At 63.4% G+C, this 26849-nt stretch carries 27 protein-coding genes and 2 pseudogenes; 20 read left to right on the plus strand and 9 right to left on the minus strand.

Annotated features, from left to right (window positions below; all coding sequences use genetic code 11):
- Together AC01FP_RS09895 and AC01FP_RS09900 are read left to right on the plus strand one after the other, a co-directional pair.
- A pseudogene (locus tag AC01FP_RS09895) lies at positions 1-160 on the plus strand (photosystem II reaction center protein CP43); the annotation flags it as partial.
- Between the two features lie 137 nt (positions 161-297).
- The gene (locus tag AC01FP_RS09900; RefSeq protein WP_474479889.1) at positions 298-1356 is read left to right on the plus strand and encodes a YcgJ family protein; all 1059 of its coding nucleotides are present in this window, start codon (positions 298-300) and stop codon (positions 1354-1356) included.
- Here the strand turns inward: AC01FP_RS09900 and AC01FP_RS09905 are convergent.
- Positions 1334-1912, minus strand: coding sequence for a Maf family protein (locus AC01FP_RS09905; RefSeq protein WP_474479890.1), 579 nt, complete (start codon positions 1910-1912; stop codon positions 1334-1336). The genes AC01FP_RS09900 and AC01FP_RS09905 overlap by 23 nt on opposite strands.
- A 21-nt stretch (positions 1913-1933) precedes the next feature.
- Here AC01FP_RS09905 and AC01FP_RS09910 point away from each other — a divergent pair, with 21 nt between their 5' ends.
- Genes AC01FP_RS09910 through AC01FP_RS09920 form a run of 3 tightly spaced genes read left to right on the plus strand, consistent with a single transcriptional unit; the run spans position 1934 to position 4113 of the window.
- On the plus strand, positions 1934-2329 hold the full coding sequence (locus AC01FP_RS09910; RefSeq protein WP_474479891.1) for an Npun_F0494 family protein: 396 nt from the start codon (positions 1934-1936) through the stop codon (positions 2327-2329).
- A gap of 44 nt (positions 2330-2373) precedes the next feature.
- Positions 2374-3864, plus strand: a complete 1491-nt coding sequence (locus AC01FP_RS09915) for a cobyric acid synthase (RefSeq protein WP_474479913.1) — start codon at positions 2374-2376, stop codon at positions 3862-3864.
- Positions 3865-4113: a 2Fe-2S iron-sulfur cluster binding domain-containing protein gene (locus AC01FP_RS09920; RefSeq protein WP_474479892.1), complete on the plus strand. Its 249-nt coding sequence runs from the start codon at positions 3865-3867 to the stop codon at positions 4111-4113. It begins immediately after the preceding gene.
- A gap of 26 nt (positions 4114-4139) precedes the next feature.
- Here AC01FP_RS09920 and mnmA read toward each other — a convergent pair whose 3' ends face one another.
- Complete coding sequence (mnmA, locus tag AC01FP_RS09925; RefSeq protein WP_474479893.1) at positions 4140-5351, minus strand: tRNA 2-thiouridine(34) synthase MnmA; 1212 nt, start codon at positions 5349-5351, stop codon at positions 4140-4142.
- 17 nt (positions 5352-5368) lie between these two features.
- Here mnmA and AC01FP_RS09930 point away from each other — a divergent pair, with 17 nt between their 5' ends.
- From AC01FP_RS09930 to AC01FP_RS09940, 3 genes are all read left to right on the plus strand, one after another.
- Complete coding sequence (locus tag AC01FP_RS09930) at positions 5369-6946, plus strand: NAD(P)H-hydrate dehydratase (protein ID WP_474479894.1); 1578 nt, start codon at positions 5369-5371, stop codon at positions 6944-6946.
- Between the two features lie 142 nt (positions 6947-7088).
- The gene (locus AC01FP_RS09935) at positions 7089-8015 is read left to right on the plus strand and encodes a sigma-70 family RNA polymerase sigma factor (protein WP_474479895.1); all 927 of its coding nucleotides are present in this window, start codon (positions 7089-7091) and stop codon (positions 8013-8015) included.
- Between the two features lie 4 nt (positions 8016-8019).
- Positions 8020-8934 carry a histone deacetylase family protein gene (locus AC01FP_RS09940; RefSeq protein WP_474479914.1) on the plus strand — a complete coding sequence of 305 codons (915 nt, stop codon included), beginning with the start codon at positions 8020-8022 and terminating at the stop codon, positions 8932-8934.
- Here the strand turns inward: AC01FP_RS09940 and pdhA are convergent.
- Positions 8931-10043: a pyruvate dehydrogenase (acetyl-transferring) E1 component subunit alpha gene (pdhA, locus tag AC01FP_RS09945; RefSeq protein WP_474479896.1), complete on the minus strand. Its 1113-nt coding sequence runs from the start codon at positions 10041-10043 to the stop codon at positions 8931-8933. The genes AC01FP_RS09940 and pdhA overlap by 4 nt on opposite strands.
- A gap of 164 nt (positions 10044-10207) precedes the next feature.
- Here pdhA and AC01FP_RS09950 point away from each other — a divergent pair, with 164 nt between their 5' ends.
- The 6 genes from AC01FP_RS09950 to AC01FP_RS09975 all read left to right on the plus strand — a co-directional run bounded on the left by AC01FP_RS09950 (position 10208) and on the right by AC01FP_RS09975 (position 16596).
- Entirely contained in the window at positions 10208-12115 is a 1908-nt protein-coding gene (locus tag AC01FP_RS09950; RefSeq protein WP_474479897.1) for an IMS domain-containing protein, read from the plus strand.
- A 125-nt stretch (positions 12116-12240) separates the two neighbouring features.
- Positions 12241-13692: a signal recognition particle protein gene (ffh, locus tag AC01FP_RS09955; protein ID WP_474479898.1), complete on the plus strand. Its 1452-nt coding sequence runs from the start codon at positions 12241-12243 to the stop codon at positions 13690-13692.
- Positions 13693-13741: 49 nt separating this feature from the next.
- Entirely contained in the window at positions 13742-14188 is a 447-nt protein-coding gene (gene rpsP / locus AC01FP_RS09960; protein ID WP_474479899.1) for a 30S ribosomal protein S16, read from the plus strand.
- Between the two features lie 11 nt (positions 14189-14199).
- A complete protein-coding gene (locus AC01FP_RS09965) occupies positions 14200-15213 on the plus strand; it encodes a PhoH family protein (RefSeq protein ID WP_474479900.1) in 1014 nt (337 codons plus the stop codon).
- Positions 15214-15227: 14 nt separating this feature from the next.
- Positions 15228-15734 carry an FUSC family protein gene (locus tag AC01FP_RS09970; RefSeq protein WP_474479901.1) on the plus strand — a complete coding sequence of 169 codons (507 nt, stop codon included), beginning with the start codon at positions 15228-15230 and terminating at the stop codon, positions 15732-15734.
- Between the two features lie 124 nt (positions 15735-15858).
- Positions 15859-16596, plus strand: a complete 738-nt coding sequence (locus AC01FP_RS09975; protein ID WP_474479902.1) for a Bax inhibitor-1/YccA family protein — start codon at positions 15859-15861, stop codon at positions 16594-16596.
- Between the two features lie 43 nt (positions 16597-16639).
- Here AC01FP_RS09975 and AC01FP_RS09980 read toward each other — a convergent pair whose 3' ends face one another.
- Positions 16640-18184, minus strand: a complete 1545-nt coding sequence (locus AC01FP_RS09980; RefSeq protein WP_474479903.1) for an alpha/beta hydrolase family protein — start codon at positions 18182-18184, stop codon at positions 16640-16642.
- 43 nt (positions 18185-18227) lie between these two features.
- The gene (locus AC01FP_RS09985; RefSeq protein ID WP_474479904.1) at positions 18228-18713 is read right to left on the minus strand and encodes a hypothetical protein; all 486 of its coding nucleotides are present in this window, start codon (positions 18711-18713) and stop codon (positions 18228-18230) included.
- A gap of 148 nt (positions 18714-18861) precedes the next feature.
- Between AC01FP_RS09985 and era the strand changes: the two genes are divergently transcribed.
- Genes era through AC01FP_RS10005 form a run of 4 tightly spaced genes read left to right on the plus strand, consistent with a single transcriptional unit; the run spans position 18862 to position 21350 of the window.
- Positions 18862-19791, plus strand: coding sequence for a GTPase Era (gene era, locus AC01FP_RS09990; protein ID WP_474479915.1), 930 nt, complete (start codon positions 18862-18864; stop codon positions 19789-19791).
- A gap of 12 nt (positions 19792-19803) precedes the next feature.
- A complete protein-coding gene (locus AC01FP_RS09995; RefSeq protein WP_474479905.1) occupies positions 19804-20331 on the plus strand; it encodes a phycobiliprotein lyase in 528 nt (175 codons plus the stop codon).
- Positions 20332-20335: 4 nt separating this feature from the next.
- A complete protein-coding gene (trmD, locus tag AC01FP_RS10000) occupies positions 20336-21037 on the plus strand; it encodes a tRNA (guanosine(37)-N1)-methyltransferase TrmD (protein ID WP_474479906.1) in 702 nt (233 codons plus the stop codon).
- Entirely contained in the window at positions 20955-21350 is a 396-nt protein-coding gene (locus AC01FP_RS10005) for a YbjQ family protein (RefSeq protein ID WP_474479907.1), read from the plus strand. The genes trmD and AC01FP_RS10005 overlap by 83 nt, the downstream gene beginning before the upstream one ends.
- Here AC01FP_RS10005 and AC01FP_RS10010 read toward each other — a convergent pair.
- Positions 21347-22222 (minus strand): SPFH domain-containing protein, encoded by an 876-nt coding sequence (locus AC01FP_RS10010; RefSeq protein WP_474479908.1) that lies wholly within the window; start codon positions 22220-22222, stop codon positions 21347-21349. The genes AC01FP_RS10005 and AC01FP_RS10010 overlap by 4 nt on opposite strands.
- A 29-nt stretch (positions 22223-22251) precedes the next feature.
- Entirely contained in the window at positions 22252-22476 is a 225-nt protein-coding gene (locus AC01FP_RS10015) for a hypothetical protein (protein ID WP_474479909.1), read from the minus strand.
- Positions 22477-22532: 56 nt separating this feature from the next.
- Here AC01FP_RS10015 and AC01FP_RS10020 point away from each other — a divergent pair, with 56 nt between their 5' ends.
- Together AC01FP_RS10020 and AC01FP_RS10025 are read left to right on the plus strand one after the other, a co-directional pair.
- Positions 22533-22664, plus strand: coding sequence for a hypothetical protein (locus tag AC01FP_RS10020; protein ID WP_474479910.1), 132 nt, complete (start codon positions 22533-22535; stop codon positions 22662-22664).
- Between the two features lie 20 nt (positions 22665-22684).
- Positions 22685-22990: a hypothetical protein gene (locus AC01FP_RS10025; RefSeq protein ID WP_474479911.1), complete on the plus strand. Its 306-nt coding sequence runs from the start codon at positions 22685-22687 to the stop codon at positions 22988-22990.
- A 1015-nt stretch (positions 22991-24005) separates the two neighbouring features.
- On the opposite strand, the pseudogene AC01FP_RS10030 reads toward AC01FP_RS10025, so the two are convergent.
- Together AC01FP_RS10030 and AC01FP_RS10035 are read right to left on the minus strand one after the other, a co-directional pair.
- Positions 24006-24128 (minus strand): annotated as a pseudogene (locus AC01FP_RS10030) (IS5/IS1182 family transposase); the annotation flags it as partial.
- Positions 24129-24749: 621 nt separating this feature from the next.
- Complete coding sequence (locus AC01FP_RS10035) at positions 24750-26372, minus strand: mechanosensitive ion channel family protein (protein ID WP_474479912.1); 1623 nt, start codon at positions 26370-26372, stop codon at positions 24750-24752.
- Between the last annotated feature and the right edge of the window lie 477 nt (positions 26373-26849).

Genomic DNA, 26849 nt, shown 5'->3' on the forward strand with positions numbered 1-26849 from the left:
CATCCGCCAGTGGCTTGCGTCCACGCAGTTTGTGCTCGCCTTCTTCTTCCTGGTGGGCCACCTGTGGCACGCTGGCCGCGCTCGCGCTGCCGCTGCTGGTTTCGAAAAAGGCATCGACCGCAAAGCAGAGCCCACCTTGGCAATGCCCGATCTCGATTGAGCCTTTGACTCGATCTTGATCAGAAGCTCTCATCTGATGCTCCTGATTCGCTGCAGCCCCCGCTCGAAAGCGGGGGCTTTTTTGTTGCAGCTCCGCCCCTATCTGCCTAGGTTTCGGGAACTTAAAACCATTTATTAATGGCCCGCCGCTCAGCCCACTCCTTCAGCTCAAAGTCACGCCTATTTGAGGCTGCTCTGCTGGTAGCGGGCCTGAATGTGGTTCCTCTTCTGGCCCAGCCAGCTAAAGCAAAAGGAGCTATCACCGCTCCTGCTGCAGGTGTGATCTGCGACCAAGCTGGACCCACCTGCTATGACAAGCAAGGACCTTCAATCGGCCTGACCCAGACCTATTTCGGCAGCTTTGCCGCCAACCGGCTCTTGGCCGAATTGAGAGAGCGACCCACAGCCAACGAATTCAGGCTCAGCAATGGTTCCGTCTGCGACCTGCGGGCAGCCACCTGCTGGAGCGATGGCTGGCAGAAGACCCAAATGGCCCCGAAGCTCACCCAGCAACTGTTCGGCTCACTACCAACCGCAGCAAATCAATCCGGCGGCGGTCTCCAGGGTCTGCAAACCCCCCGCGCCGGGATCGTCTGCGACCCCGGCGGCAGTCCTGTCTGCTATGACCAGTCCGGCCTATCCCTGGGACTTACTCGGGAATACTTCGGGGCGTTTGCCGAACAAACCGCCCTCCGCAACCTGGGCGGCCAAGCTCCACCGCGTCAATTTCGGCTCAGCAACGGCAGTGCCTGTGATCTAAACGCACGCACCTGCTGGAGCGATGGCTGGAACCGTATGCAGGTGAGTGTTGCTCTCTCCAACCAGCTATTCGGAAGCGCGAGTGGCACTGGCACTGCCGGTGGCGGCCCCCAGGCACGAACAGCCCAGTGCCGCATGACGCGCTGGTTTAAATCCCTGTACAACGGCAACTGTGAACTGCGGGAAAGCCGCAATAACAAAGGACGCCTCCTCGAGGTGAGCCTTCAAGATGGCAACCTCTACAGCGTCATCAAGCCCAGGGGCAGCGCCTACCAGCTCAGCGATGCCAAGGGCAACTCCTGGCCAGTCAATGTCAATGACCAAGGCCGCAGTATCAGCTTCACTTGGTCTGATCGGGTACTTACGGTGACACCTACTGCTGCCCCAAGCACCGGTAACAGCTTCGGCCAGCTGCTCAACAACTTGATAGGACCTTGAGCCATCGCCTCAGCAACGGCAAGCTAAGGCCGATCACGTTGCTGTAGCAACCTTCAATCCGCTCCACCAGCAGCCCTCCACGCCCCTCCAAGGCAAAGCCACCGGCGCACTGGAGGGGTTCACCACTAGCTACATAGACGTCGATCTCATCAGCCTCGATAGCTGCAAATTGCAGCCGTGTCGTAACTACGGCTATTTGGGGGATGTTGTTGAGTGACCCTTGGCTGCTGCTGGCTAGGCAATGTCCGGTGATCAACTCACCCCAGCCACCTGCCATCTGCAACCAACGCTGCCGAGCCTCGGCAGCGTCAGCGGGCTTGCCGAACACCTCTGCGTTGAATACCAACAACGAATCGCAGCCAAGCACCCTGGCTCCCTGGGGCAGTTGTTGTGCCACCGCTTCGGCTTTGGCCTGGGCCAGACGCTGCACGAGCTGGGACGGATCGGGATCGCTGATCGACTCCTCATCGACGCCACTCACCTGCACCTGGTGAGCGATGCCGGCCTGCTCCAGCAGGCGGTGGCGGGCAGGGGAGGCGGAGGCGAGCACGAGCATGGGGTCAGGGAGAATCTCTCTATGCAACACCGGCAAGCCGCCACGAACGATCCCCAGCTCCACGACCGACGGGCACTGGATCGAGCCAGCCAGGCAATGCGCTGCCTGCCATTTCGGCGGGCCTTTTACGTGGAGATAAGCGATCGGGCTCTAAGCGGCGGCGAGCTCTGCCGCCGGAACGACATCCAAAGCCTCTGCCGATGGGATCTCACAGCCGATCGGGCCGAATCCCATTGGATCTGGCTGATCCAGCTCGGGGTGCTGCGGCGCGAAGTGGACGGCCAGGGCCTCACCGAGCGGGTGCGGCTCACACCGATGGGACGCCAAGTTTTAGCCCAGTGGCCTGGCGAGATTCCCGGCGCCAGCTGCGCCTTACGCCTGCAGCACTGGCTGCGCCGCCACCGGCCGCGGCTATGAGCACAAAAACTGCTCAGCCAGCCCCAGCCGCACGCACCCCCCTGATGGTGCTGGGCACCAGTAGCGGGGCTGGCAAGTCGCTGATGACCGCTGCCCTCTGCCGGGTGCTGCGCCGCCGTGGCGAAACGCCCTTGCCGTTCAAGGGCCAGAACATGAGCAACAACGCCTGGGTGGACCAGGTGGGCGGCGAAATGGCCTACTCCCAGGCGCTGCAGGCCTGGGCGGCCGGGCTGGAGCCCCACCACAGCATGAATCCGGTGCTGCTCAAGCCCCAGGGCGACTCCACCAGCGAGCTGATCCATCTGGGCCAGTCGGTGGGGCTGGCCCGCGCCGAGCACTACTACCGCGACTGGTTCCGGCCGGGCTGGGCGGCTATTCGCGCCGGCCTGAGCGAGCTGCAGGCGGCCCATCCTGGGGGGCGCCTGGTGCTGGAGGGGGCGGGCAGCCCGGTGGAGGTAAACCTGCAATCACGGGACCTCACAAATTTGCGCTTAGCCCAATTTCTACGGGCCCGCTGCATCCTTGTGGCCGACATCGAGCGCGGTGGCGTTTTTGCCCAATTGGTGGGCACCTTGGCGCTGCTGCGGCCGGTGGAGCGGCCCCTAATCCGCGGCCTGCTGATCAACCGCTTCCGCGGCCGGCGTGAGCTGTTTGACGAGGGGCGCCGCTGGTTGGAGGCCCACACCGGCATCCCCGTGCTGGGGGTGATGCCCTGGCTCGACGAGCTATTTCCGCCAGAAGACTCCCTCGATCTACTGGAGCGCCGCGGCCGCAAAAGCGGCGCCGAGCTGGAGATCGCCGTGCTGCGCCTGCCATCGCTGAGCAATTTCTCCGATCTCGATCCCCTCGAGGCCGAACCCAGCGTCCAGCTGCGCTGGCTGGCACCGGGGGAGCCATTGGGGAGCCCCGATGCGGTGATCGTGCCGGGCAGCAAGCAGACCCTGCGGGATCTGGCGGCCCTGCAGCGAGCTGGGCTGGGGCAAGAGCTGCGCAGCTACGTCGCCGGCGGGGGCCAGGTGTTTGGGATTTGCGGCGGCCTGCAGCTACTGGGCCGGGAGCTACTGGATCCGCAGGGCCTGGAGGGTGGCGATTGCGCCGCCGGGGAGGTGGTGACCGGCCTGGATCTGCTGCCGCTACGCACCCGCTTCGGCGGCCGCAAGGCCCTACGCCAGCGCCAAAGCACGGCCCGCTGGCCCGGCGAGGGCTTGAGCCTGGAGGGATTCGAGCTGCATCGCGGCCTCAGCAGCCCCATCGAAACCACCGGCCCCCTGCAGCCCCTCGCCAGCGATCCAGACCTGGGCCATTGGTGCAGCTTTGGCGAAGCGGGCGGCCTGGTGGCTGGCACCTACCTGCATGGGGTATTCGAGAGCGGGGCCTGGCGGCGCCGTTGGCTCAACCAGCTTCGCCAGCGACGCGGCCTGGCGGCCCTGCCGGAGAATCCGCCCCACCACAGCCGGCAGCGAGACGCCCTGCTAGAGCGACTCGCCGATGCCTTTGAGGCCCACGTGAACCTCGAACCCCTGCTGAGCCCCTAAATGGCCACCTCTGCCACCATCAGCATCCACTGGCCCAACGGCCAAACCAGCAACTGCAACGTTGGTTGCGATTGGCTGGTAGCTGCCCAGGCCGCAGGCTTTCTGATCCCCACCGGCTGCCTGGGCGGCAGTTGCGGCGCCTGCGAAATCGAAGTCAACGGCCAGGTGGTGCGGGCCTGCATCGCCACGGTGCCCGCCAGCCGCTCGGGCTCGCTAACGGTGGAGCTAGCCAGCGACCCCTACTGGTGACTGGCTGGGCTCAGGACTGACTGGGCTTAGGACTGAATCAGGCCTCCACCGAGCAGCACCTCACCGGCGTAGAAAACCGCCGCCTGACCAGGCGTGATCGAAAACTGCTCCTCAGCAAACTCCAACCGCACCCGGTGGGGCCGCAGGGCTGCGCTGTCGGCGTCAGTGGCGGGCAAGGGAATCAGCCAGGCCGGCTCGGGTGCACTGCGGTAGCGAACCTGCACCGCCAGCTCCATGGGCGCCGTAGGTGGCTCGATCGACACCCAGTTCACAGCCCCCACCAACGCTTCACCCCGGGCCGCCCCAGCGCGGGGAGCCACCACCACCTGGTTGATGGCGCCATCGAGGCGCACCACATGCAGCGGCTCGCTCCAGGCCACCCCCAGGCCCTTGCGCTGGCCGATCGTGAAGTGCTCAATGCCGTCGTGCTCGCCCACCACCGTGCCATCGGTAAGCACGATCTGACCCTGGCGCGGCGGCAGGTAGGCATCGAGAAAGGCCTTCATCGAGCCGTGGTGATCGGCCAGGCAGAGGTCCTGGCTCTCGGGCTTCTGGGCCGTGCGCAGGCCATGGCGCTCCGCCTCCAGCCGCGTGTCGGCCTTGGTGAGCTCGCCGAGGGGAAACACCAACCGGCCCAGGGCCTCCTGGGGTAGGTCGTAGAGGAAGTAGCTCTGATCCTTCTGGCCATCTAAGCCGCGCAACAACTGGTGACGGCCGTTGTCGCTATTGGCGCCATGGCGCACCCGGGCGTAATGGCCCGTGGCGAGCCGGCCGATGCTCCGCTCGCTTTCAGCCCACTGGAGCATCGGCCCAAATTTCACCTCCCGATTGCAGCGAGAGCAAGGCAGGGGCGTAACGCCGGCCTGATAACCCTGCACCAGAAAATCAACGATCTGGGCCTGGAAGTGCTCGCGAAAATCCACCACGTGGTGGGGCACGCCTAGCTGCTCGCAGATGCCGGCGGCATCCACCAGGCCCTCGGCGCAGCAGGCACCCTTGCCACTCATCAGCCACAAGGTGAGACCTTCCACCTGCCAGCCCGCTTCCACCAGCAGGGCAGCCGTCAAGGAGCTGTCAACTCCGCCGGAGAGGCCCACCGCAACGCGGTGCTCCCCGGGCCAGGCCCGCAGCCGCTCTAAAGCGGCCTGACCAGCCGGCGTCGAGGCAGGCGGTACAAAAGCGGAAGAAGCCACTGGAGCAGGCAAAGGGCAGACAGCTGGCGGGAGTGCTCCCATCATGAAACCCAGATGCCTGAATGGGGTTGGGAGAGCCGTCCGCCGTAGCCCCTTGGCCGGAGCGCAATGGCCGCCACCTGCTGGTCAACAGCGCCCAGATGGCCGCGCTGGAGGAGCAACTTTTCGCCAGCGGCCTGCCGGTGGAAGCCCTGATGGAGAAGGCCGCCCTGGCGGTGAGTCGGCTGCTGCTGGAGCAGCACGGCGAGCGGTTGGGGAGCCATGGGGCGCTGGTGCTGGTGGGGCCAGGCCATAACGGCGGCGATGGGCTGGTGATCGCCCGGGAACTGCACCTGGCCGGCATCTCAACGGCCATCTGGAGCCCGTTTGAGCGCCACAAGCCGCTCAGCGCCGCCCATCTGCGCCACGCCCTGTGGCTTGGCATCCCCCGGCTGGAGGCCAGTCCAGATCCAGGCAGTGCCGCCCTCTGGATCGATGCCTTGCTGGGCAGCGGCCAGCGGCGGACGCCTGGAGAGGCGATCGAAGCCCTGCTGCAGCAGCGCCAGCGCCAGCGGCCGGATGCGCTCGTGGCGATTGATGTGCCCACGGGCCTCTGCGCCGACAGCGGCCAGGCCACCGGCTCCTATACGGCCCAAGCCATCAGCACCTATGCAATCGGCCTCATCAAGACCGGCCTGGTTCAAGACGCGGCCCTGGAGGCTGTGGGGGCGCTGCACTGGGTCGACCTGGGCCTGCCGCCATCGCTGCTGCTGCAGCTTCCCATCAATGCGCCCCTGGCCCTGGCGGAGCGAGACCTGGCGGCAAGGCCCAAACCCAAATTCAATCCAGCCGCATCGAAATATCAGCGCGGCCGGCTGCTGGTGGTGGCGGGCAGCGATAGCTATCGCGGTGCCGCCAGCCTGGCCCTGGCCGGCGCCAGCAGCAGCGGCTGCGGCAGCCTGCGAGCCGCCCTGCCGGAGGCCCTGGCCAGCAGCATCTGGCAGCAGCACCCACAAGTAGTGGTGAGCCTCGATCCTCTGGCCGAACTCGATCCCCAGCGGCTGGATGCCCTGCTGGTCGGGCCCGGCCTAGGTGCTAAAGCTCCACCGATGCCCCAGGCCGGTCCTGACGAGCCTGATTACTGGCGCAGCCTGTTGGGCTGGCCAGGGCTGCTGGTGTTGGACGCTGACGGCCTCAACCATCTGGCAGGACAGATGACCCAGGGGCTCGGCCTGCAGGCAAGCCACTGGCTCCAGCAGCGTCAGGGGGCCACCTGGATCACCCCCCACCCCGGCGAATTCGCCCGCCTCTTCCCCGATCTCACCGGCACCGCCCCCCTGGAGGCGGCCGGCCAGGCGGCAGCCAGCAGTGGAGCCTGCGTGTTGCTCAAGGGGGCCAGGAGCATCGTGGCTGCCCCTGATGGACGCCGCTGGCAGCTGCTCGAAGCCAGCCCCGGCAGCGCTAGAACCGGACTAGGAGACGTGCTGGCCGGCTACGCCGCCGGGCTGGGGGCAATGGCCCTGGCCGCCAGCGGCAACGCCGACGCCTCCTGGCTTGCCGCAGCGGCACTGGCCCACGCCCAGGCGGGGCGGCAGGGGGAGCAGGGAGAGGGCGGCTTCACACCGATGCAAGTTGCACAAAACCTGGCCTGCCTGTGTTGATCACAACACGAAAATTGGCCAATGCCAGACCAGCACAGGAGTGCTTCTGTGTTGTTTTGCAAGTGAAAGCTAAAGGGTTGCTGAAAACACCCTGATTGCGCCCAATTTGCCTCGATAGTCAACGCCTTAGATAGGCGGCCCAATGACTTCATCCCCCACGCGGGTCAGTGAAAGCAGTCGCCGTCGAAGTAGCGACCCGATCACCTGGTACCTGGCAACGATCGGGCGCGAGCCGCTTTTGACACCAGCTGAAGAGATCGAACTAGGCAATCAGGTGCAGACAATGATGCGCCTCATTGAGGAGGGAGAAAGGGAGCTCAGCGACCAGGAAAAGAAATTCGTGCGCATCGGCAAGCGCTCCAAGCAGCGCATGATGAAGGCCAATTTGCGGCTAGTCGTAAGTGTTGCCAAAAAATATCAAGGCAAGGGTCTTGAGCTGCTCGATTTGATCCAGGAAGGTTCGCTTGGATTAGAGCGAGCCGTTGAGAAATTTGATCCCACCCGTGGTTATAAGTTTTCGACCTACGCCTTCTGGTGGATCCGCCAGAGCATGACTAGAGCCATCGCTTGCCAGTCGCGCACGATCCGACTGCCGGTGCACCTCAGTGAGCGCCTCACTGCAATTCGCAAGGTGAGCCTGGATCTTGCCCACAAGCTCGGTGCCATGCCCAGCCGCCAAGAGATCGCCGAGGCCATGGCCATGCCGATCGAAGAACTTGATGGCCTATTGCGCCAGTCACTCACCACCTCGAGCCTGGATGCGCCAGTAAACGGCGATGAAGGCCGCAGTTTCCTTGGCGATCTAATTGCCGACTCATCCGAGGAAGAGCCCCTCGACCGGGTTGAGCGGGGCATTCACCAAGAACAGCTTGGCCGCTGGTTGAGCCACCTCAGCGACCAGGAGCGCCAGGTGCTGCAGCTGCGCTTTGGGCTAGAGGGCGAGGATCGCCACACCCTGGCGGAGATTGGCCGTCAGCTCGATGTGTCCCGAGAGCGGGTGCGCCAAGTGGAACTGAAGGCTCTACGCAAGCTGCGCAATCTTACCCGCCGCACCCCCACCACGCTCTAAGGAACTGGGTCCACCATTCGTCTATCACCCGGCCTACTCGGCCCCGCTGCCCAGCAGCCATCGCTTCCCGATGGCAAAGTTTCGGCAGCTGCACGACCTGCTGCTAAACGAGAGACTCGCCACAGCTGATCAGTTCCACACTCCACTGCCAGCGCCCCGCCGCTGGCTTGAATTGGTGCACAAACGCGCCTACCACCAGGCATTTGCCCAAGGTCAACTCAGTAGGGCAGAGCAACGACGCATCGGCCTGCCCGCCACCACACCCCTGGTGCGCCGCACCTGGCTGGCCGTAGGAGGCACGGTTCTGACCGCCCGACTGGCCCTGCGCCATGGGGTGGCCTGCCACCTCGCCGGCGGCACTCACCACGCCTTTCCAGACCACGGCAGCGGCTTCTGCATCTTCAACGACTGCGCCATAGCCGCCCGAGTGCTGCTAGCCGAAGCTGCGGTCGCACGCCTGATGATCGTGGATCTCGACGTACACCAAGGCGATGCCACCGCGGCAATTTTTGCCGGCGACCCTCGAGTTTTCAGCTTCTCAGCCCACTGTGCCAGCAACTTTCCGCTGCGAAAACAAAATAGCGACGTCGACCTATCCCTCGCCGATGGCCTGGAAGATGACGACTACTTGATAGCCATCGGCGACCTTATCCCCGACCTGCTTGATCAACACCGCCCCCAGCTGGTGCTCTACAACGCTGGTGTCGACCCTCATAGAGACGATCGTCTGGGTCGGCTTTGCTTAAGTAGCGGCGGGCTTCTGAACAGGGATCGACTGGTGCTCGATGCCTGCCTGAGGCGAAACATTCCGATTGCCACCGTTATCGGTGGCGGGTACGACGAGATAGGTCCCCTAGTGGAGCGCCACAGTTTGGTGTTTCGGGCCGCCACTGAGCAAGCCCGTCTGCACGGTCTTTAGTCCTCAGCCCAGATGTAGCGGGTGAGCTCTTCGGGATTGGGCTCAGGAGCCGCCAGGGCAAATTCGACGCAATCTACCACCTCGGCGTCAACCTCCTTGTCGACGGCCTTGAGCTCGTCGACACTCGCTAGTCCCTGCTCTACCAAACGGGAAGCCAGGGATTTAATCGGATCGCGTTTCGCCCAAAACTCCTTCTCAGCCTCGGCCCTCAGCTCGTCGGGATCGGCAAGGGAATGGCCGCGGAAGCGATAGGTGAGGCACTCCAGCAAGGTGGGGCCTTCGCCTGCCCGAGCCCTCTCAATCGCCCGTTGGGCTGCGGCTCGCACCGCCAGCACATCCATGCCATCAACCTCCTCGCCGGCCATGCCGAAGGCACCGGCTTTGCGCCAGATCTCTGGCTCGCTGGTGGCGCGGTTGTGGTCCATACCGATGGCCCACTTGTTGTTTTCAACAACAAAAAGAATCGGCAACTTCCACAGCGCCGCCATATTAAGGCACTCATAAAATTGTCCAATATTGCAGGTGCCATCACCGAAAAAGGCGGCGGTAACCGAGTCGCTGCTGGCATCGCCAAGGGCATCACGCTTGTAGCGGCTGGTGAAGGCAGCACCCAATGCAACTGGAATCCCCTCGCCGATGAAGGCATAGCCACCTAGTAGATGGTGCTGCTTGGAAAACAGATGCATCGAACCGCCTCGGCCCTTGCTGCAGCCTGTCTCCTTCCCGAAAAGCTCGCTCATCACCTCACGGGCAGGGACGCCGCAGCTCAGTGCATGGACGTGGTCGCGGTAGGTGCTGCAGAACCAATCGTGCTGCAATTTCATCGCCCTGATGACACCAGTGCAGACGGCCTCCTGGCCGTTGTAGAGGTGCACAAACCCAAACATCTTGCCGCGGTAGTACATCTCCGCGCATTTGTCCTCAAAGCGACGGCCAAGAACCATGTCGCGGTAGAGCATCAAGCCCTCCTCGCGATTCACCGTGGCCGGCACGGAGGGATAGAGGTTCTCAAGACGCTCAGCATGAGCTCCCACCAGACTGGTTGCATCAGCTGAACAGGACGGTGCTCCGGACGCTGATCCGGGTGCCGCCGCAATGTCGTGCCCCATGTCCGCCTGCGTCTTCTACCAACTCTACGAGGTCTGTCCTCACAGCAGCAGACAATCTTTGGCAAAACCACTGACCCTGCCTACACTTGACCCCTGGTGATAGGCCTGGATTGGAACTGCCGATCGATCATTTCCGGTTGCTCGGAGTCAATCCGACAACGGACTTGCAGTCCCTGCTGCGCACCCTTCAGCAGCGCATCGACAGGGCCCCGGAGCAGGGATTTACCCAGGAAACCCTGCTAGCCCGCGAAGATTTGCTGCGCGCCAGCGCCGACCTGCTCAGCGACAGCAACCGGCGTCAGGCCTACGAATCCGACCTGACCGCCCTTGCAGGCAGCGGGCCGGCAAGGGCACCTGCCCTAGATGTGCCCAGCAGCAAAGAGGTGGGCGGCTTGTTGCTGCTGCTGGAAGCGGGTCAGGCCTTCGAATGTTTTGAGCTGGCCTGCAGGGCCCTGCAGCCGCCCCAGACCCCAGCCCTGGGCAGCACCCGCGAGACCGACCTGGCCCTACTGGCCGGCCTCGCCTGTCTCGCGGCCTCCGCCGACCTGCACCAGCAAAGGCGATATGAGTCCGCCGCCCAGACCCTGCAGCAGGGCCAGCGCTTACTGCAACGAATGGGCCAACTGCCAGCCATTCGCCAGCAACTCAGCGACGAACTCGATGGTTTGCGGCCCTACCGAGTGCTGGACCTACTCAGCCGCAACCTCACGGCCCAAGCGGAAAGGGCCGAGGGTCTGACCCTGCTTGAAGAGCTGGTGGACCGCAGGGGCGGACTTGAAGGTTTCGGTGACCCGAGCATGGGACCGGAGGAATTTCAAGCCTTCTTCAAGCAAATCCGTGCCTTCCTGACAGTGCAGGAGCAGGTGGATATGTTCAGCCGCTGGGCAGCCGCCTCTGCAGCGGCAGACTTTCTGGCCAGCACCGCACTCACCGCCTCAGGCTTTGCCCAACGCAAGCCCGAGCGGATCGCAGCAGCCCGAGACCGTCTGGCGGCCAGCAGTCAAGAGGGATTGCAACCGCTGTTGGCCTGCCTGCACCTGCTGCTCGGTCAGGTGGAGAGAGCACGCAGTGCTTTCGAGCAGGGAACAACGCCTGAACTGAGGCGCTGGGCCGAGCAGCAGAGCAACGATCCCCTAGCTCAACTCTGCGCCTACTGCCGCGACTGGCTGGCGCGGGATGTGTTGCCCGGCTACCGGGATCTGGAGGCCGATCCGGATCTGGAGGCTTACTTCGCCGACCGGGACGTGCAGTCCTATGTCGAGCGTCACGACGCTCTTCTAGAGCGCTTGCCAGCGCCAGCCAAAAGCGTCCTTGACTGGAACTTCGGCCCGCTTAGCGCGTCCCTCGGCAGCCCAAAAGGCGGCGACCTGCAAGAAGCCGAAGAAGAAGAAGAAGAACAACGGCAATGGGATAGGACCGCCTGGTTCGAGAGCCTGCGCGAAGCTTGGAATAGCCATGGACCGGCCACCTGGATGGAACGCTTGCCGCGGTGGCAGCAGCCCTCGCGGCGTACAACAACTGGAGTCGCCGTGGCCGCCGGGGTGGCGCTGCTGGCCAGCGCCTCGGTTGTGAAGCTGCGCTCTCCCGCACCCGGCCCGGGCCCAACTCCTATCGCCGTCCAACCAGTTCCACCACCCCTCCCCGTCAAGGCCACCCCACCCGCAAAGGCTCCCCTGCCCCTGCGGGACGAGGCGCCGAGCGAAGCCCAAGTGCGAGACCTGCTCGAAGCCTGGCTAGACGCCAAATCCGCCATCCTGGCGGGCAAGGACAGCCGCCTTCCCCTGGAAGTTCTAGCCCGACCAAGCCAGCTGGATCGCCTCGCCTCAGAGCGCAACACCGACCGGGCCCGCGGCGAAACCCAAATCATCAGCACCGACATCACCAACCTGGTGATCGACGAGCGGGACGCCAATCGCATCGCCGCGACGGTGGGGTTGCGCTACTCCGATCAGCGGCTCAACGCCAAGGGTGATCCCCAGGGCGAACCCAGCAAAATTGAGCTACGCAACCTTTACGTGTTTGGCCGCGACGGGGGTATCTGGCGCCTGGTGAGCTTCCAGAAGGCCCCGTGATCAACCGGTCTCCCGCATTTGCTGAACTGACACATCTGCTGAACTGACTCAGTTGACGGACTGGTTTTTACGATCGTTTGAATATGGGGCACTAGCCCCCACCCTGGCCCCGAAGCAGCACAGCGATGTTTGACGAGCTTTCGCAGCGATTTGAAGATGCGGTCAAGAGCCTTAGGGGGCAGGCCTCGATCACGGAAACCAACGTGGAGGGCGCGCTCAAACAGGTGCGCCGGGCCCTGCTGGAGGCAGATGTGAGCCTGGCGGTGGTGCAGGACTTCGTCGAAGAGGTGCGCCGCAAGGCGATTGGATCCGAGGTGGTGCGAGGGGTGAGCCCAGACCAAAAATTCATCCAGCTGGTGCACGAGCAGCTGGTTGACACCATGGGCGGCGAGAATGCCCCCCTGGCCGCAGGTGGCAAGCCCGGTGCACCCTCGGTGGTGCTGATGGCCGGCCTGCAGGGCGCCGGCAAAACCACCGCCACCGCCAAGCTCGGCCTGCACCTCAAGGAACAGGGGCGCAAGGCCCTGCTGGTGGGAGCAGACGTCTACCGGCCGGCCGCCATTGAGCAGCTGAAAACCCTGGGCGCCCAAATCGGCGTGGAGGTATTCAGCCTTGGCACCGAGGCCAAGCCCGAGGACATCGCCGCCGCCGGCATCGCCAAAGCCCGCGAGGAGGGCTTTGACACGGTGCTGGTAGACACCGCCGGCCGACTCCAAATCGACACGTCGATGATGGAGGAGATGGTGCGGATCCGTCAGGCCGTGCAGCCCGACGAGGTGCTGCTGGTGGTGGATTCGATGATCGGCCAGGAGGCGGCCGAGCTCACCCGGGCCTTCCACGAGCAGGTGGGCATCACCGGCGCCGTGCTCACCAAGCTCGATGGCGACTCCCGCGGTGGCGCCGCCCTCTCAATCCGCAAGGTGAGCGGCGCGCCAATCAAGTTCATCGGCACCGGCGAGAAGGTAGAGGCGCTCCAGCCCTTCCATCCCGAGCGGATGGCAAGCCGCATCCTCGGCATGGGCGATGTGCTCACCCTGGTGGAGAAGGCAACCAAGGAGGTGGAGCTGGCCGACGTGGCCCGCATGCAGCAAAAACTCCAGGAAGCCAGTTTCGACTTCTCCGACTTTCTGCAGCAGATGCGCATGATCCGGCGCATGGGCTCCCTGGGCGGGCTGATGAAGCTGATCCCGGGCATGAACAAAATTGACGACGGCATGCTCAAGCAAGGCGAGGTTCAGCTCAAGAAGATCGAGGCGATGATTGGCTCAATGACAGAGGTCGAGCGCCAGCAACCGGAGCTGCTGGCCTCCCAACCCTCAAGAAGGCGCCGCATCGCCTCTGGCTGCGGCCACAGCTCGGCCGAGGTGGACAAGGTGCTGGCCGATTTCCAGAAGATGCGCGGCTTCATGCAGCAGATGACCCGCGGCGGCGGCATGCCCGGGATGCCAGGAATGCCCGGAATGGGGGGTATGCCCGGAATGCCCGGCATGCCTGGTCCCATGGGTGGCGGTGGCGGTGGGGCGGGGCAAAGAGTTGCCAAGCCCGCCAAGAAACGCAAGGGATTCGGGCAGCTATGAGCACCCGACCGGGTACATTGCTTGTTTGGACACCTAGCGCAAGGCCACGATGATCAAGCTCCGCCTGAAGCGGTTTGGAAAGAAGCGGGAAGCGAGTTTCCGCCTCGTGGCCACTAACAGCACCTCTCGCCGCGACGGACGTCCGCTTGAGGAGCTGGGCTTCTACAACCCCCGTACCAAAGAGACCCGTCTCGACACCGAGGCGATCCGCACTCGCCTCAGCCAGGGGGCCCAACCCACCGACACCGTGCGCTCCTTGCTTGAGAAGGGTGGTCTGATCGAGAAGACCTTGCGCCCTGCCGAGGTCGTTGGCAAGCAAAAGCAGGCTGATGCCCGCGAAGCTGCAGCCAAACAGGCTGTCAAGGAAGCTGCCGAAGCAAAAGCTGCCGAAGCTGCTGCTGCCGCCGAAGCCAAGGCAGCTGCTGAAGCTGCTGCTGCGGAAGCCGCCAGTGCCGAAGAAGCAACTACGGAAGCCGCCGCTACCGCCGAAGCTTGAGCTTTCGCCCCATGGCAGAGCCAAAGGGGCCCACAAGCTTTGCCATTCCCCTGCCCAATCCTGCCGCGGCTCTAGCCCTAGCAGGTGATGGCGAATCATCGACCCTGCGCCATCTCGAAGCTCTCACCGGAGCTTCGCTGGTGCTGCGGGGGCTGGATTTGGTCATTCAAGCCCCCCCCAGCCAGCTGGAGCGGGCTGCAGCGTTGGTGGAATTGCTTCGCCCCCTGTGGCAGGAAGGCCAAGCCATCACCCAGGTGGATGTGCGGGTAGCCCTGCAGGCCCTCGACGCCGGCAGGAGCGCCGAGCATCAGCAACTGGGCCGCCAGGTGCTGGCCCGCAGCCAGAGTGGCAAGTTGCTGCGCCCGCGCACCCTGCACCAGCAGGCCTACGTGGAAGCTATGGAGCGCCACGACCTCACCATTGCCCTCGGACCGGCGGGCACGGGCAAAACCTTTCTGGCCGCCGTTCAAGCGGTGCGCATGCTCACCGAGCGCAAAGTCGAGCGGTTGGTGCTCACCCGCCCGGCGGTGGAGGCGGGCGAACGGCTCGGTTTTTTACCGGGCGATCTGCAGCAGAAAGTTGATCCCTACCTGCGCCCCCTCTACGACGCCCTGCACGCCCTGCTGGGAGCCGAGCGCACCAGTGGCCTACAGGAAAAAGGGGTGATCGAAGTTGCTCCCCTGGCCTACATGCGCGGCCGCACCCTGGCCGACGCCTTTGTGATCCTCGACGAAGCCCAGAACACCACCACCGCCCAGATGCGCATGGTGCTCACCAGGCTGGGTGATAACTCACGCATGGTGGTAACTGGCGATCCCACCCAGGTGGACCTGCCCTATGGGGTAAAGAGCGGCCTGCAGGAAGCTGCCCAGGTGCTGCAGGGGGTGGAGGGGGTGGCGATCTGCGAGCTCACCGCGGCTGACGTGGTGCGCCACCCGCTAGTGCAGCGGCTGGTGCAGGCCTATGCCGATCGCGATGCCACCAAGCTGGCACCTGCCGTTAGAAAGCGATTCGATAGCCAGTGAAGGGAGCCTGAACCATGAACAAAGCAGAGCGTCTGCGCATCCCCGCCGAAATCGCCGTAGCGGCTTTGGTGGCTTACTTGCTCGGCTACTGGTTCACGAATCTGTTCCCGGGCTTCCTACCCAAGATCGGAGGGCTTTGGTCGGCGATCTCCGCGATCGTGGTAACCCAGGCCACCCGAAGGGAGACAACCACCTCAGCCTCGCTGCGAATTTTGGGTTCAGCCATCGGCGCCGGCACCAGTTCCATCTACCTGACGCTGCTGCCCTTTCACCCTCTGGGCATGGCAGTGGCAATCTTCGCCACAGTTGCGCTCTGCGCAGCGATCAATGTCCCCAGCCATGGCCGCTTGGCAGCTATCACCGTGATCGTTGTGATGGTCACCGGCAGCCTTGATCCGAAGCTGAGCCCGGGGCTAAATGCTCTGCTGCGCTTGGCTGAATCATGCATCGGCACCGGCGTTGCGGTGCTCACGGCGGGGCTCTGGCCCAGCTCAAACCACCAGGCTGGTGAAGATCGCTGAAGCCCACACGCCAAATCTGAGCTCAATGCCGATAGGGAGATCCGCACCAACGAGCGCCAGCAGGGTCTCCCATTGCCTGCAGATCGCTGGCAGGATATAGAAACTTCGAAACCACTGGTGCGCCATGCCGGCCAGCAGCAATTTTCAACAGGCCATTCGTGAGGCCCAATCGAGCGCCCTAGTTGGCCCCAATGTGGTCAACAAGGCCCTGCCCTACGTGGGCGGCGGCATGGTGCTCACCGCCGGTGGGGTGATGGGAGGTCTGGCCCTGATGGCCAGCAGCCCAGCCCTGTTCATGCCCCTGTTCTGGGTGGCCCTGATCGGCAATTTCATCCTGTTCTTCGTGGCCCAGAATGTGGCCCTGAAGGGCAACACCAACACTGCCCTGCCGCTGCTGACGGCCTACAGCCTGCTCACCGGCTTCACCCTCAGCGGCATCGTTGCTTACGCCGTAAGCTCCGCTGGTGTCGGCGCCATTGGCACAGCGACCCTTGCTACGGGCATCACTTTTGTGGTGGCCTCTGTGGTAGGTCGCCGCATGAGCGACAACATCGGCCAAGCGCTGAGCGGCGTAGTGGGCCTAGGCATCCTCGGCCTGCTGATCGCCATGGTCGTGCAGATCATCGGTGGCATTTTTGCCCCAGGCGTTTTCAGCGGCGGCACCTTCGAGCTGCTGATTGCAGGATTCGGCACGGTGCTGTTCGTGGGAGCAGCCTTTGTCGACTTCTACACGATGCCCCGCACCTACAGCGACGACCAATACTTGGCCGGCGCCTTGGGGATGTATCTCACTTACATCAATCTATTTATCTTCATCCTGCGCTTGATCATCGCCCTCCAGGGCGGCGGCCGCCGCGACTGAGCTTCAATCCAGCAGCTTCAGCGCCTCCAAAGGGGCGCTTTTTTTATGGCTGAGCCGGTGTCGGCGTGGGCAATGCCGATGTCACTTCCCGCAACGGATGGGTTGGGCTGCCCCAACCAGCAAGCGGCAATTCAGGCGCGGCACCTGGGCTTGAGCGAGCAGCGGCGTTAAACCAAGCCAGCAGCAGGGCCCGCAAGGGACCCCCGGCCTCGCCCCGAGGCGAACGCAAATTGAAGTGATCGGCATTCTCAGCCAGCACCAGGCGATGGCCACTGGCGCCGCCCCGGGTGGCCCTGGCCATCGGCTCGATCGCCTCGGGCCCGGGCGGCACCACCCAGTCGCGGCTGCCGCTGATCACCAGCACCTTCGCCTTCATGCTGCCGGCGGAATCGACATCAAATAGCAAGCGCATCGGCGGACTCACCGCAATGGCAGCAGCCACCCGGGGGTCGACCAGAGCGGCGCTATCCGCTGAACCAACGAAGTTGCACTGCAACACCCAGCTGAGATTGCGGGAGGGGTCGAGCACCTCATCGCAAAGCTGCTGAAGTTTGGTGGTGATGGGCCGGGCCCCAGCCAGCTGCAACGCAGTAGTTGCCCCCCAGGAATGGCCCGCCACCAGCACGGCCTGGGTGTTCACCGGTCGGCGCAGAGCCAGCTTGCCCTGGGCGGCGGCATCAATAACGGCCGACACATCCTTAGGCCGCAGGGCAAGCTCAGACGGACTGGGAGGCGGCTGCTTGCCGGCCAGCATTGCTCGCTGCTGGCTTTGATCGCTGCCTGGGTGGCGGGGTAGCACCACGGTGTAGCCATGGCTAGCCAGGTGGGCTGCCCACCCCTCAAAATTGTTGGGGTCGTCCCACAGCCCGTGGGAAATCACCACCAGTCGATTTGGCGCCGCGCCAGAGCCCGATGGCTCAAGCAACACCAGGGCCAACGGCTCCGGGCGATGACCGACGGCGATGCTTAGTTCCTGCCGGGCAACAGACTGCGGCCCTGCCTCCTGCAGCGGTCCAGCACTGCCCACCGCCGGCAGGGAGGCAATCAGCTTCTCTGCCGAACGGAGTTGGTCGCGAAAGCGCTGAACCGAAAAGCCCAGCCGCCCCAACTCCACCGTGACGCTCTGGCCTGGTAGCTGCTCGATCACATCCAGCAAGCTGATGCCCCCTTTAGCGGCAGCACGCTTCATCGCTTGCTCAAACTGAGCTGGATCGAGGGGATCGGGCAGGCCATCGATATCGCCTAGAGCCCCCACCAAGAGCAGCACCTGGTCAAGCAGCGGTGATCCCTGGCTCTCGCGAAAAATCGCCTTGATCTCAAGGGGCAGATTAGAGCTCAACACGGCCTTAAGCCTGCGGCCGATCTCGCCACGGGTGGCGCGGTCAAGCTCGGCAAGATCACTGTTGCCAGCAATCAAAGCCTCCGGACTACGCAATTCAGAGACCCGGATGCTGAAGTCTGTCTCGAGCAGGGGCAACCGCAAATTAATAGTTTCAATTGCCCTGGCGGGCGCCGGGCCCAGCAGGGCGGCGGCACCGATTCCCGTGGCCAGGATGCGCAACACCCGGATGGTCAAGGGGCGAATCATGGGCTGAATCGACAGCAGGGCGATGCTGCCATCTTGGCCCGGTTCAAGTCTCGGCCACCGCCTCGATCGCCGCGGCAATAGAGCTCCGCTGCTCGGCGTCGTAGCCCCAGCGATCCAGGAAGGCGACGTCTTCTCCTTCACCTGCGGTAGCGGCTAGCAGGATTTCCAGACGGTCCTTGACTGCCTGGGGCTCTAACCCACGAAGCAACTCCGTGCAGCGGGCCTGGACCCGCTCGGAAGCCCCCTGCTGGGCGACATCACCAGCGCGATTGTGATGCAGTGCCATCGCCGTGCTCATCGCCAAGTTGCGGACCGACAGATCGACAACGCCCTCGCCAGCCAGCCTGAGTTGCAGCAGCAGCGGCTCAGGCAGCCGGTCCATCAACGGACCATCACCAGCCAGGCTCACAACAAAGAAGCCACGGGCGCCATCGCGGCTTGCCACCAGCTCGGCCACCCGGTCGGCAAGCACTTCATCACTGAGTTCGCCCTGCTCCCACAAGGCCAGCCACTGGGCCGTAATTTCCATGGCTTGCTGGAAAGTTGGCTGGCGATGGCCAGAAACATCCTTCGGTGACGCTGCGGTCATCGCTGTGGACAGGGCTGAATGAGGTCACCAGCCTATGAACTCTCCCCCCTGCTTCATTGCTGGCCCTGCCGGCTGCGAGGCTGGGGCTATGGAGCTACCCACAACCATTTCGGCCCTGCCCACCAGCCCCGCAGGCTTCCGCTCCGGCTTCGTGGCCCTGATCGGCCGGCCCAACGTTGGCAAATCCACCCTGCTCAACCAGCTGGTGGGCGAAAAGGTGGCGATCACTTCGCCGGTGGCCCAAACCACCCGCAACCGGCTGCGGGCGATTCTCACCACCCCAACCGCCCAGCTGGTGCTGCTAGATACGCCAGGTATCCACAAGCCCCACCACCTGCTGGGGGAGCGACTGGTGCAGAGCGCCCGCCGCGCCATCGGTGAAGTGGATGTGGTGCTGCTGCTGGTGGATGGCAGCGAGCCGGCTGGCCGGGGCGATGGCTTCATCGTGGAGCTGCTGCAGCACTGCCGCGCGCCGGTGCACGTGGCCCTCAACAAAAACGACCTGGTCAATCCGGAGCAGGCCGAAGAACTGGCCCAGAGCTACGCCGAGCTGGTGCCTGGCTGGCCCCTGCATCCGGTGAGCGCCTTGAACGGCGCTGGCACCAGTGAGTTGGTGGCAGCTCTGGCCGCCGACCTACCGGAGGGCCCCCACCTTTACCCTCCGGATGCGGTGAGCGATCAGCCCGAGCAGTTGCTGCTGGCGGAATTGATCCGCGAGCAGGTGTTGCACCACACCCGCGAGGAGATTCCCCACTCGGTGGCGGTGCAGATCGAGCGCATCGTCGACGACGGGCCGCGCACTGCAGTGCTGGCAACGGTGCTGGTGGAACGCAGCAGCCAGAAGGGAATCCTGATCGGCAAAGGGGGCCGCATGCTTAAGGAGATCGGCAGCGGCGCCCGCCAGCAGATGCAGAAATTGATCGACGGGCCGGTGTATCTGGAGCTGTTCGTGAAGGTGGTGCCAAATTGGCGCCGCAGCGCCGCGCGCCTGAGCGAGCTGGGCTACACCGGCAGCTGAGAGAATGGTTGGATGAGCGACATCAGCAGCAGCCAATCAACCTTTCCGCCCGGGCAAATTGGCGCCTTTCTGCGCCTCTGCGCCGGTGAATGGATGAGCCTGCGCAGCCAGTTCGCCCTAGGAGCGTTCAGCGCTACTGATAACGACAACGCTGAAGACCTAGGCGAGGACGGCGACGCCTGGCACAGCAGCGAGCGCGGCGAACTGGTGGTGGTCTTTCTGGAGGCAGAGACCGCTGGTGGGGCCGGCGGCCTGCAAGTGGGCCCGAAGGATGGCGTGGCCCAGCAGCAGCTGCACTTCGATGCAAACGGTGGCTTCCGCAGCGGCGAACAGCAGGGCCGCTGGCAGCTCTGGCCCGACGGCAGCCTGGAGCTGGTAATCACAGGTGATGGCCGGGAGGTGCGCGAGCGGATCTGGTTCACCAAGCCCAATCTGCGGCTGCGCTCCACGGTGGAAACCAGCGCTGCTGGCAGCCCCGGCCGGGCCAGCTTCAGCTCCGAGATCCGCCGGGTGAGCCGGCCCGCCGTGCCCGCGAGCTGAGCTAATGCGTCTCGATGTGGTGAGCCTGGCTCCGGAGGCCTTTGCGCCACTGCTGGGTCTGGGGGTGATCGGCCGGGCCTTTGCTGCCGGCATCGCCGCGCTCCACACCCACAACCCGCGCGATTTCGCCACCGACAAATACCGCAAGGTCGACGACGAGCCCTACGGCGGCGGCGCCGGCATGGTGCTCAAACCAGAGCCGGTGTATGCCGCGGTGGAGGCGATTCCGGTGCTGCCGCGGAGGCGGGTGCTGCTGATGAGTCCCCAAGGCAGCCCGCTGCAGCAAGCCGACTTGCGCCGCTGGGCCAGCGACTATGACCAGCTGGTGCTGATCTGCGGCCACTACGAAGGTTTCGATGAACGCATCCGCTCCCTAGCCGATGAGGAGGTATCGATCGGCGACTTTGTGCTCACCGGCGGCGAGCTGCCGGCGGCCGTGATCATCAACGGCGTGGTGCGGCTGCTGCCCGGCACCGTGGGCACCCAGGCCTGCCTGGAGGAGGAGAGCCACAGCGCCCTGCTGCTCGAGCATCCCCACTACACGCGCCCAGCCAGCTTCCGGGACTTGGAGGTGCCGGCGGTGCTGCGCAGCGGTGACCATGGCGCTATCGCCCGCTGGCGCTTTGAGCAGCAGCAGCAGCGCACCGCCGAACGCCGGCCCGATTTATTCGGGCGCTGGCAGGCGCAGCAGCAACTCCAGCCTTGAAGGCCAGCCGATCCGGCACTACCTCGGCCTGGTTCACGGCGATACAATATTCAGCGCCAATATCTTTGGCGCCAACCTGGCCTCAATCCGGGACCTAATCGGCGGCCGGGCCCGCTCCTATGAGGTCACGCTGGAGGGGGCTCGGGAGATGGCTCTGCAGGAACTAGGCAGGCGCGCTCGATTGCTGGAAGCCGATGCAGTTGTGGGGGGTGCGGGTGGAATGTTGATGGAGTGCGCAATCGGCACCCCCGTGCAACTCGAATACTCGTCAGATCTATCCCTGCCGCCGCCGCCGCTGCCGCCTCAGCTCTAACCCTGCTGCAGACCCCGCAACGCAGTGAGTAGGGCTGCCGGACTCTGGGGATCCACCATCAGCACGCTGCCTCCAGGCGCACGGGCCATCTGCTCGCCCATGGCCATCCAGTCGCCGGCCAGCAGCAAGCGCATCGCCTCCGCGGCCTGGGGATTGGCCTGCATCGCTTCGGCCAGTCGACTGGCCGCATCGGCCCTGGCCTGGGCCAGCAGGGTCTGCTGCTTGGCCTGGGCTTCGGCATCCAGCAGCAGGGCCTCCGCCCGGCCCCGGGCCGCATTCACCTGGGAATCGCGCTCGCCTTCCGAACGCAGGATCGCCGCCCGCTTCTCCCGCTCGGCCGTCATCTGCTGCTCCATCGCATGCTGCACGCCGCGCGACGGCTGGATATCGCGCAATTCCACCCGAGTCACCTTCACGCCCCAGGGATCGGTGGCCTGATCCAGCTCCTTCATCAGCACTTCATTCACCTCTTGGCGGGTGGTGAAGGTTTGGTCAAGGTCGAGCTTGCCCATCTCGGCGCGGATCTGGGTGAGCACCAGGTTCACCATGGCCGCCTGCAGGTTGTCGACGGCGTAGTAGGCGCGGGCGTGCTCGAGCAGCTGCCAATACACCACCGCATCCACCTCGATGCCGACGTTGTCGCGGGTGATGCACTGCTGGGGTGGGATATCGAGCACCCGCTCCTTGAGCGACTCGTGGCTCACCACCTTCTCCAGCACCGGCAACACCAAGGAGAGGCCCGGCTGCAGCTGGCGGTCGTACTTGCCAAGGCGCTCCACCAGACGCGACTGGCCGCCGCTGGTGACCTTGACGCTGCTAACGCCCAGCAGGGCCATCAGCACCAAGGCGGGCAGGGAGAGCAGAGCTTCCACGGCAGGAATCCGAGCATGAGATGCCAACGCTAGTCAGCATGGGCGGGCTGAACCACCCACGCCCGCAGCGCCACCATGGCTCCCGTGTCGCTCCTCTGGCTGCTGCTGGCCACCGGCCTGCTACTGCTTGCCATGGCGGGCGCCGAGGTGGATGGGCTGTTGCCGGCGGTGGCGGTGGCACTGGTGTTGTCAGCGCTGACTGCCTGGTTACCCCTGCCAATGGTGCTGCAGCTAGGGCTGTTGGCGGGCCTCACCAGCCTTGGGGTTTTGATGCTGCGGCGCTGGTCGGCGCGGCAGCGATGCGGGTCGGGTGCGCTGGCACGGCCAGAGCTGGAGAGCCGTCAACCTGGGCAGCAACCAAGCCCTGAACCAAGGCATGAAATTAACCGTGCTGGGCCGCGACGGCAACCAGCTGCAGGTGCTGGGGCCTGGGGGAGACTGAGGCCAAGCACCTGCAGCTCCATGCAACTGCGCGTTGGTAACGGATACGTGAATAGCGCAGGATCATTGGCAAAACTGGGGTTAGGTTCTAAAATTAGACTCACAATTGGTTCACACAAGCATTGGGGGGACTGGATTTCAGCCAATCACACTTCACAGAAAATCCACAGCATGGCGAGCGCAAGGAGCATGTTGTCTACGCTTTTAACAGCGGCAGGCATCGACGCCGACTCGCTCGCCACCGCGCTTGATGAAATAGCAACAGCAAAAGTACTGACGCCAGTCCAGAACAAAAAACGGACAGCAAGACGGGTAGGCTATGCTTAAAGGTTTATGACGACAAAAGCAAGAAGCCAGTATTTCGCTCACTTAAGATAAGCTACAAAGTACATACACTTACAGTGGCGCGCTTTCTATTCGTCGAAGTCAAAGGGAGATTAGATCGTAATGAACAACTAAATGCTCCTAAGACAAGCGAATTAATCGCTCGCCGCATGCCCCATATTGACTCGATAATGAGCAAAATACCATGCCAAGGAGCCATGCCAGAGAATGCAAAGCTAAAATGCTATTACCTAAAGAATTGGCAGGAGTTCATCAACCAACTTGGATTGACGAGAGTTCAGATTGATAAAATCGCTTCAGAAAAATACGTGGGCTTGGCAAACGCCTGCTCGCCAAAAGCCTGGCCTACTGGAAGAGTTAGACAAGGAGGGGAAGTCCATCACTCTATACAGTGGACGCTATTAATACGAAGCGGATGGGCACCTCGATTCAGAAAATAAAAACCACCTACGAACACATAGCGGTAGAACTATAGGCAGAAGTAATTACAAGAGCACGAGACAATATATGACGAGCAGGCATAGCATTTGAGAGCGACTTTGGGATAAACTTTTCCGAAGAAGAGCTAACTGATCAACTGCACCTCACAAAAAGAAGCAACTGCCAAGAGGGTCTGGGCACCGATACGCCAAAGTGCGCTCAGTGATACGGGCTTGAATAGAGGATTTAGAAAGTCCTGTTTTTTCATTTACCGTAACCATTAAGGTGATGTGACAGCTCGCAGCAAACATCGGCTCTTCTGAATCCTTGATGGGGTCTTGAATTCTGTTTGCATCTCAGGCAGAGACTGCTTGCGATGGCACCCCTCCTGCTGGCATTTACGACGCGGCCTGGTCGTCGTGGCTCAACAAGAGCAGATTAAGCAGCTCAGCGTTCAACTCACCGTCCTGGCCACCGAGCAAGCAAACCTGCGGGAGCGGCTTGACCGCCGGAGCGGCGCACAACCAGGCCATCCAGGATGGGGCCGGAGCTGCTGCCGATCGAGCAGCGTGTGGATGTGGATCTTCTCCAGCAAAGAAGCCAACAGCAGTTGCTCTGGTGGCCCTGCTGACCGGCCTTCTGCGGCATAGAGCATCCGCCGCAACGGATGACTGGCCGGTATCCGCTTCTCAATTGACACCTAGGAGTACAAAGAGCCGCTGCGCTCCTGTTGACCTCGCATCTTAGCCGGGCGGCTGGGGTTTTCAGCAAACTCCTAAGGACGCCCACTGGCAGACTTCGGCCCCATGATCATCCCTAAAGCCAAAGACTTTGCGGCATAGATAACAATCTTGAACTCAAAAGCCAACATGCTAAAGACAGAGTCAGGGATCTCCTCTGAACACGTCATCAATAATGGTGCTGGGTGAGCATCGCTACTTCAGAGGGGCATGCGCCCCGAGGCCTTTCCTGCTGAGGCAGACATCAAGAAAGTGGAGCTTCGCATTAGCTCAGAAGATAAAAGCATCGCCAAGACTGCCGAATCCTTGCCTGCCGGGCAATAAGGATTGCCACGGCGACCAGCACCAACAGTCCTCCTCAGCAGCATTGGGACCCATTGGTACAAGCCGCCGCCGCTGCACCTGCAAAAACACCAGCCCGGTCCCTCCGGCACTGGTTCTACCGCTCTAGTTATTCCGCAGCAGAGAGCGGCCCCGTGTTTCTCGGTCACGCCGCGGCCCTTAGGTCGCCCAAGTCTAGGTGCTGCTCTCGATTGCGTTCCTAAGCTGGCGCGGAGCCCAGCTGCGAGCGGCTTGAGCCCTCAACCGCCGACGGGCGGATTAGGGGTCGGGGTGCCAAATGACTCGGATGGCCAGGGGGGCACCGTGCTCCCGTTGCCGTTACGCATGGCGTGGTAGCCGGGAGAGAGGATCTCGACTCCAGCGCCTGCAAATTGATCCTGAATAGCCCCCAGCAGATCTGAGAGGGTGCTGCGGTAGGCCTCCACATCGCGCACATAGGCGTTGAGCTCGTAGCTGATGTGGAAGTCGTTCAGTGAGGTTTGGAGCACGAACGGGGGGAGCTCCTGGCTGATGCCTGCGGTGGCGCTGGCCGCATCCAGCATCAGCCTGTGAACCTGGCGCCAAGGCACGTCGTAGCCGATGGTGACGGTGGTGGCGATGATCACCGGCTCCGCGATCTCCCGGCGGGCCAGGCTGTAGTTAATGATCGAGGACACCAACACGGTGGCATTGGGGATGCTCACCACCTCATTGCGGGGGGTGCGCAGGCGGGTCACCAGCAGGGCAGAGTCGTGAACAATGCCGACGGTGCCGTTGATACTGACCCTGTCGCCTTCCTGGTAAGCCCGGGTGTAGGTGAGCATCAGCCCGCCGATCAGGTTGGCTGCCACAGCACTCGAGCCCAGGGCCGCCAGCAGCCCCACGAAAAGGCCCGCGCCCTGGAACGCCTTGCTATCGGCCCCTGGGATGTAGGGGTAGGCCAGCACGACGCCTAGCAGCAGGATGCCGATCCCAACCAGCCGGGCCGTGGGCCGGGCCCATTCCGGATAAAACCAGCTCAATCGTAAGTCGCCCCGCTCCACAGCTCGGAACCAGGCTTTGCTGGCCCGCATCAGCAGTAAGGAGAGGCCCAGAATCACCGCCACCGAGAGGAGGTCGGGGATGGCCTTGATAACGGCATCTCCACCGCCGACCACCAGGTCGGTGATCTGGTCCCGCAGGGTTTCCGAGAGGGCCTGGGTGGGGGGAAACAGCCCCAGGAAAAGCGGGATCGAGAGGTAACTGACGAGCAGCAGCAAGGCTCCGTGCACGATCCGGCGAGCGGGATCGAGGAGGCTGCGCTCCTGATCGGCGGTGATCCACTGGTTACCACCCACCTGCAGCCCCCGGATCCGGCCATTGGTGGGATCGTTGATCCAGTGCTTCAGGCGCTGGTTAAGGGCGATCTGGCCTCGCAGCCACAGGATGTAGAAACCCAGAGCGAGCAGGGCCAGCGCGCCCCCCCGCAACCAGTCGGAACGCCGGTGGGTTTGGCGGTAGCGCACGATCGCCGCGCGGATCTGCTCCAGGTAGCGCTGGGCCAGCTGCTGGCGGCTGAGCTGAAAGCGGGCCGCGTTGCGGTCATCCACTGAGAGGCGGGGCTCAAACTTGCCTTCCCGCATCACGCCGATGGTGGTGTAAGGCGGGTCCTCTTGCAGGACGATCTGCTCGGGCTGGATCGAATAGTTGGCGGCCAGCTCGGCTAGCCGCTGGCTAGCCAGCCTCGCCAACTGCGCTGGGGTCTGGGCGCCGGCGGCGACACGGATCTCAAGCACCCGGCGGCCATCCAGTTCGATATAAGCCGGTGGCGGGGCGTCAGCAGCTCGTGTCAGGGGGGCCGCTACCAGCAACTGCGTCGCCAGCAGAGCGACCAGCAGAAGCAAGAGGAAGCGCGCCCAATTGGGGCGTGGGCGAAGGCCCCAGGGCTCTAAGTGACCCACGATGCCTCTTCCAGAACGTCAACGGACCCTATCTTCCCCCTGCTAACTGAGTTCCGATTACATGGGGACCCCTGACGTGGCCCCGCTATAGCTGTACTAACAAAGCTTGCGCAGTGAATGAAAGCAACAAAAATTTCAGCATGGTGACGGTCAACGCAAAAGGCGAGCAGCTGCTTGGGTGATGCGGCAGAGCCGGTTGATCTCCAAGGCCACCAGCATCAGGCTTCAGGCTTTTTTGGGCGCCTTCCGATCGCGGGATATGGGTGTGAACAAAACAGCAGCTCAACATTTCCTAGATTGAGCACTTATCAAGCCTATTGAAGGTTATTCGCTTTATCAGCGGATGGGCTAACGGCCGCTAGCCACCTTACCGAATTGATGACCATCACTATAAAAAGCAAGCACGTTAGTACCCGCAGC

This window comes from Cyanobium sp. NIVA-CYA 375, from assembly GCF_056108345.1.

What these genes read in the sequence shown, in the direction of transcription:
- AC01FP_RS09910 (WP_474479891.1), top strand. Translation starts at nt 1,934, where the DNA reads ATGCAACACCGGCAAGCCGCCACGAACGATCCCCAGCTCCACGACCGA.
- AC01FP_RS09975 (WP_474479902.1), top strand. Translation starts at nt 15,859, where the DNA reads ATGCCGGCCAGCAGCAATTTTCAACAGGCCATTCGTGAGGCCCAATCG.
- era (WP_474479915.1), top strand. Translation starts at nt 18,862, where the DNA reads ATGGAGCTACCCACAACCATTTCGGCCCTGCCCACCAGCCCCGCAGGC.
- AC01FP_RS09980 (WP_474479903.1), bottom strand. Translation starts at nt 18,184, where the DNA reads ATGATTCGCCCCTTGACCATCCGGGTGTTGCGCATCCTGGCCACGGGA.
- AC01FP_RS09935 (WP_474479895.1), top strand. Translation starts at nt 7,089, where the DNA reads ATGACTTCATCCCCCACGCGGGTCAGTGAAAGCAGTCGCCGTCGAAGT.
- AC01FP_RS09995 (WP_474479905.1), top strand. Translation starts at nt 19,804, where the DNA reads ATGAGCGACATCAGCAGCAGCCAATCAACCTTTCCGCCCGGGCAAATT.
- mnmA (WP_474479893.1), bottom strand. Translation starts at nt 5,351, where the DNA reads ATGATGGGAGCACTCCCGCCAGCTGTCTGCCCTTTGCCTGCTCCAGTG.
- AC01FP_RS09965 (WP_474479900.1), top strand. Translation starts at nt 14,200, where the DNA reads ATGGCAGAGCCAAAGGGGCCCACAAGCTTTGCCATTCCCCTGCCCAAT.
- ffh (WP_474479898.1), top strand. Translation starts at nt 12,241, where the DNA reads ATGTTTGACGAGCTTTCGCAGCGATTTGAAGATGCGGTCAAGAGCCTT.
- AC01FP_RS09905 (WP_474479890.1), bottom strand. Translation starts at nt 1,912, where the DNA reads ATGCTCGTGCTCGCCTCCGCCTCCCCTGCCCGCCACCGCCTGCTGGAG.
- pdhA (WP_474479896.1), bottom strand. Translation starts at nt 10,043, where the DNA reads ATGGGGCACGACATTGCGGCGGCACCCGGATCAGCGTCCGGAGCACCG.
- AC01FP_RS09930 (WP_474479894.1), top strand. Translation starts at nt 5,369, where the DNA reads ATGGGGTTGGGAGAGCCGTCCGCCGTAGCCCCTTGGCCGGAGCGCAAT.
- AC01FP_RS09915 (WP_474479913.1), top strand. Translation starts at nt 2,374, where the DNA reads ATGGTGCTGGGCACCAGTAGCGGGGCTGGCAAGTCGCTGATGACCGCT.
- AC01FP_RS09920 (WP_474479892.1), top strand. Translation starts at nt 3,865, where the DNA reads ATGGCCACCTCTGCCACCATCAGCATCCACTGGCCCAACGGCCAAACC.
- AC01FP_RS09900 (WP_474479889.1), top strand. Translation starts at nt 298, where the DNA reads ATGGCCCGCCGCTCAGCCCACTCCTTCAGCTCAAAGTCACGCCTATTT.
- AC01FP_RS09970 (WP_474479901.1), top strand. Translation starts at nt 15,228, where the DNA reads ATGAACAAAGCAGAGCGTCTGCGCATCCCCGCCGAAATCGCCGTAGCG.
- AC01FP_RS09985 (WP_474479904.1), bottom strand. Translation starts at nt 18,713, where the DNA reads ATGGAAATTACGGCCCAGTGGCTGGCCTTGTGGGAGCAGGGCGAACTC.
- rpsP (WP_474479899.1), top strand. Translation starts at nt 13,742, where the DNA reads ATGATCAAGCTCCGCCTGAAGCGGTTTGGAAAGAAGCGGGAAGCGAGT.
- AC01FP_RS10025 (WP_474479911.1), top strand. Translation starts at nt 22,685, where the DNA reads ATGCAACTGCGCGTTGGTAACGGATACGTGAATAGCGCAGGATCATTG.
- trmD (WP_474479906.1), top strand. Translation starts at nt 20,336, where the DNA reads ATGCGTCTCGATGTGGTGAGCCTGGCTCCGGAGGCCTTTGCGCCACTG.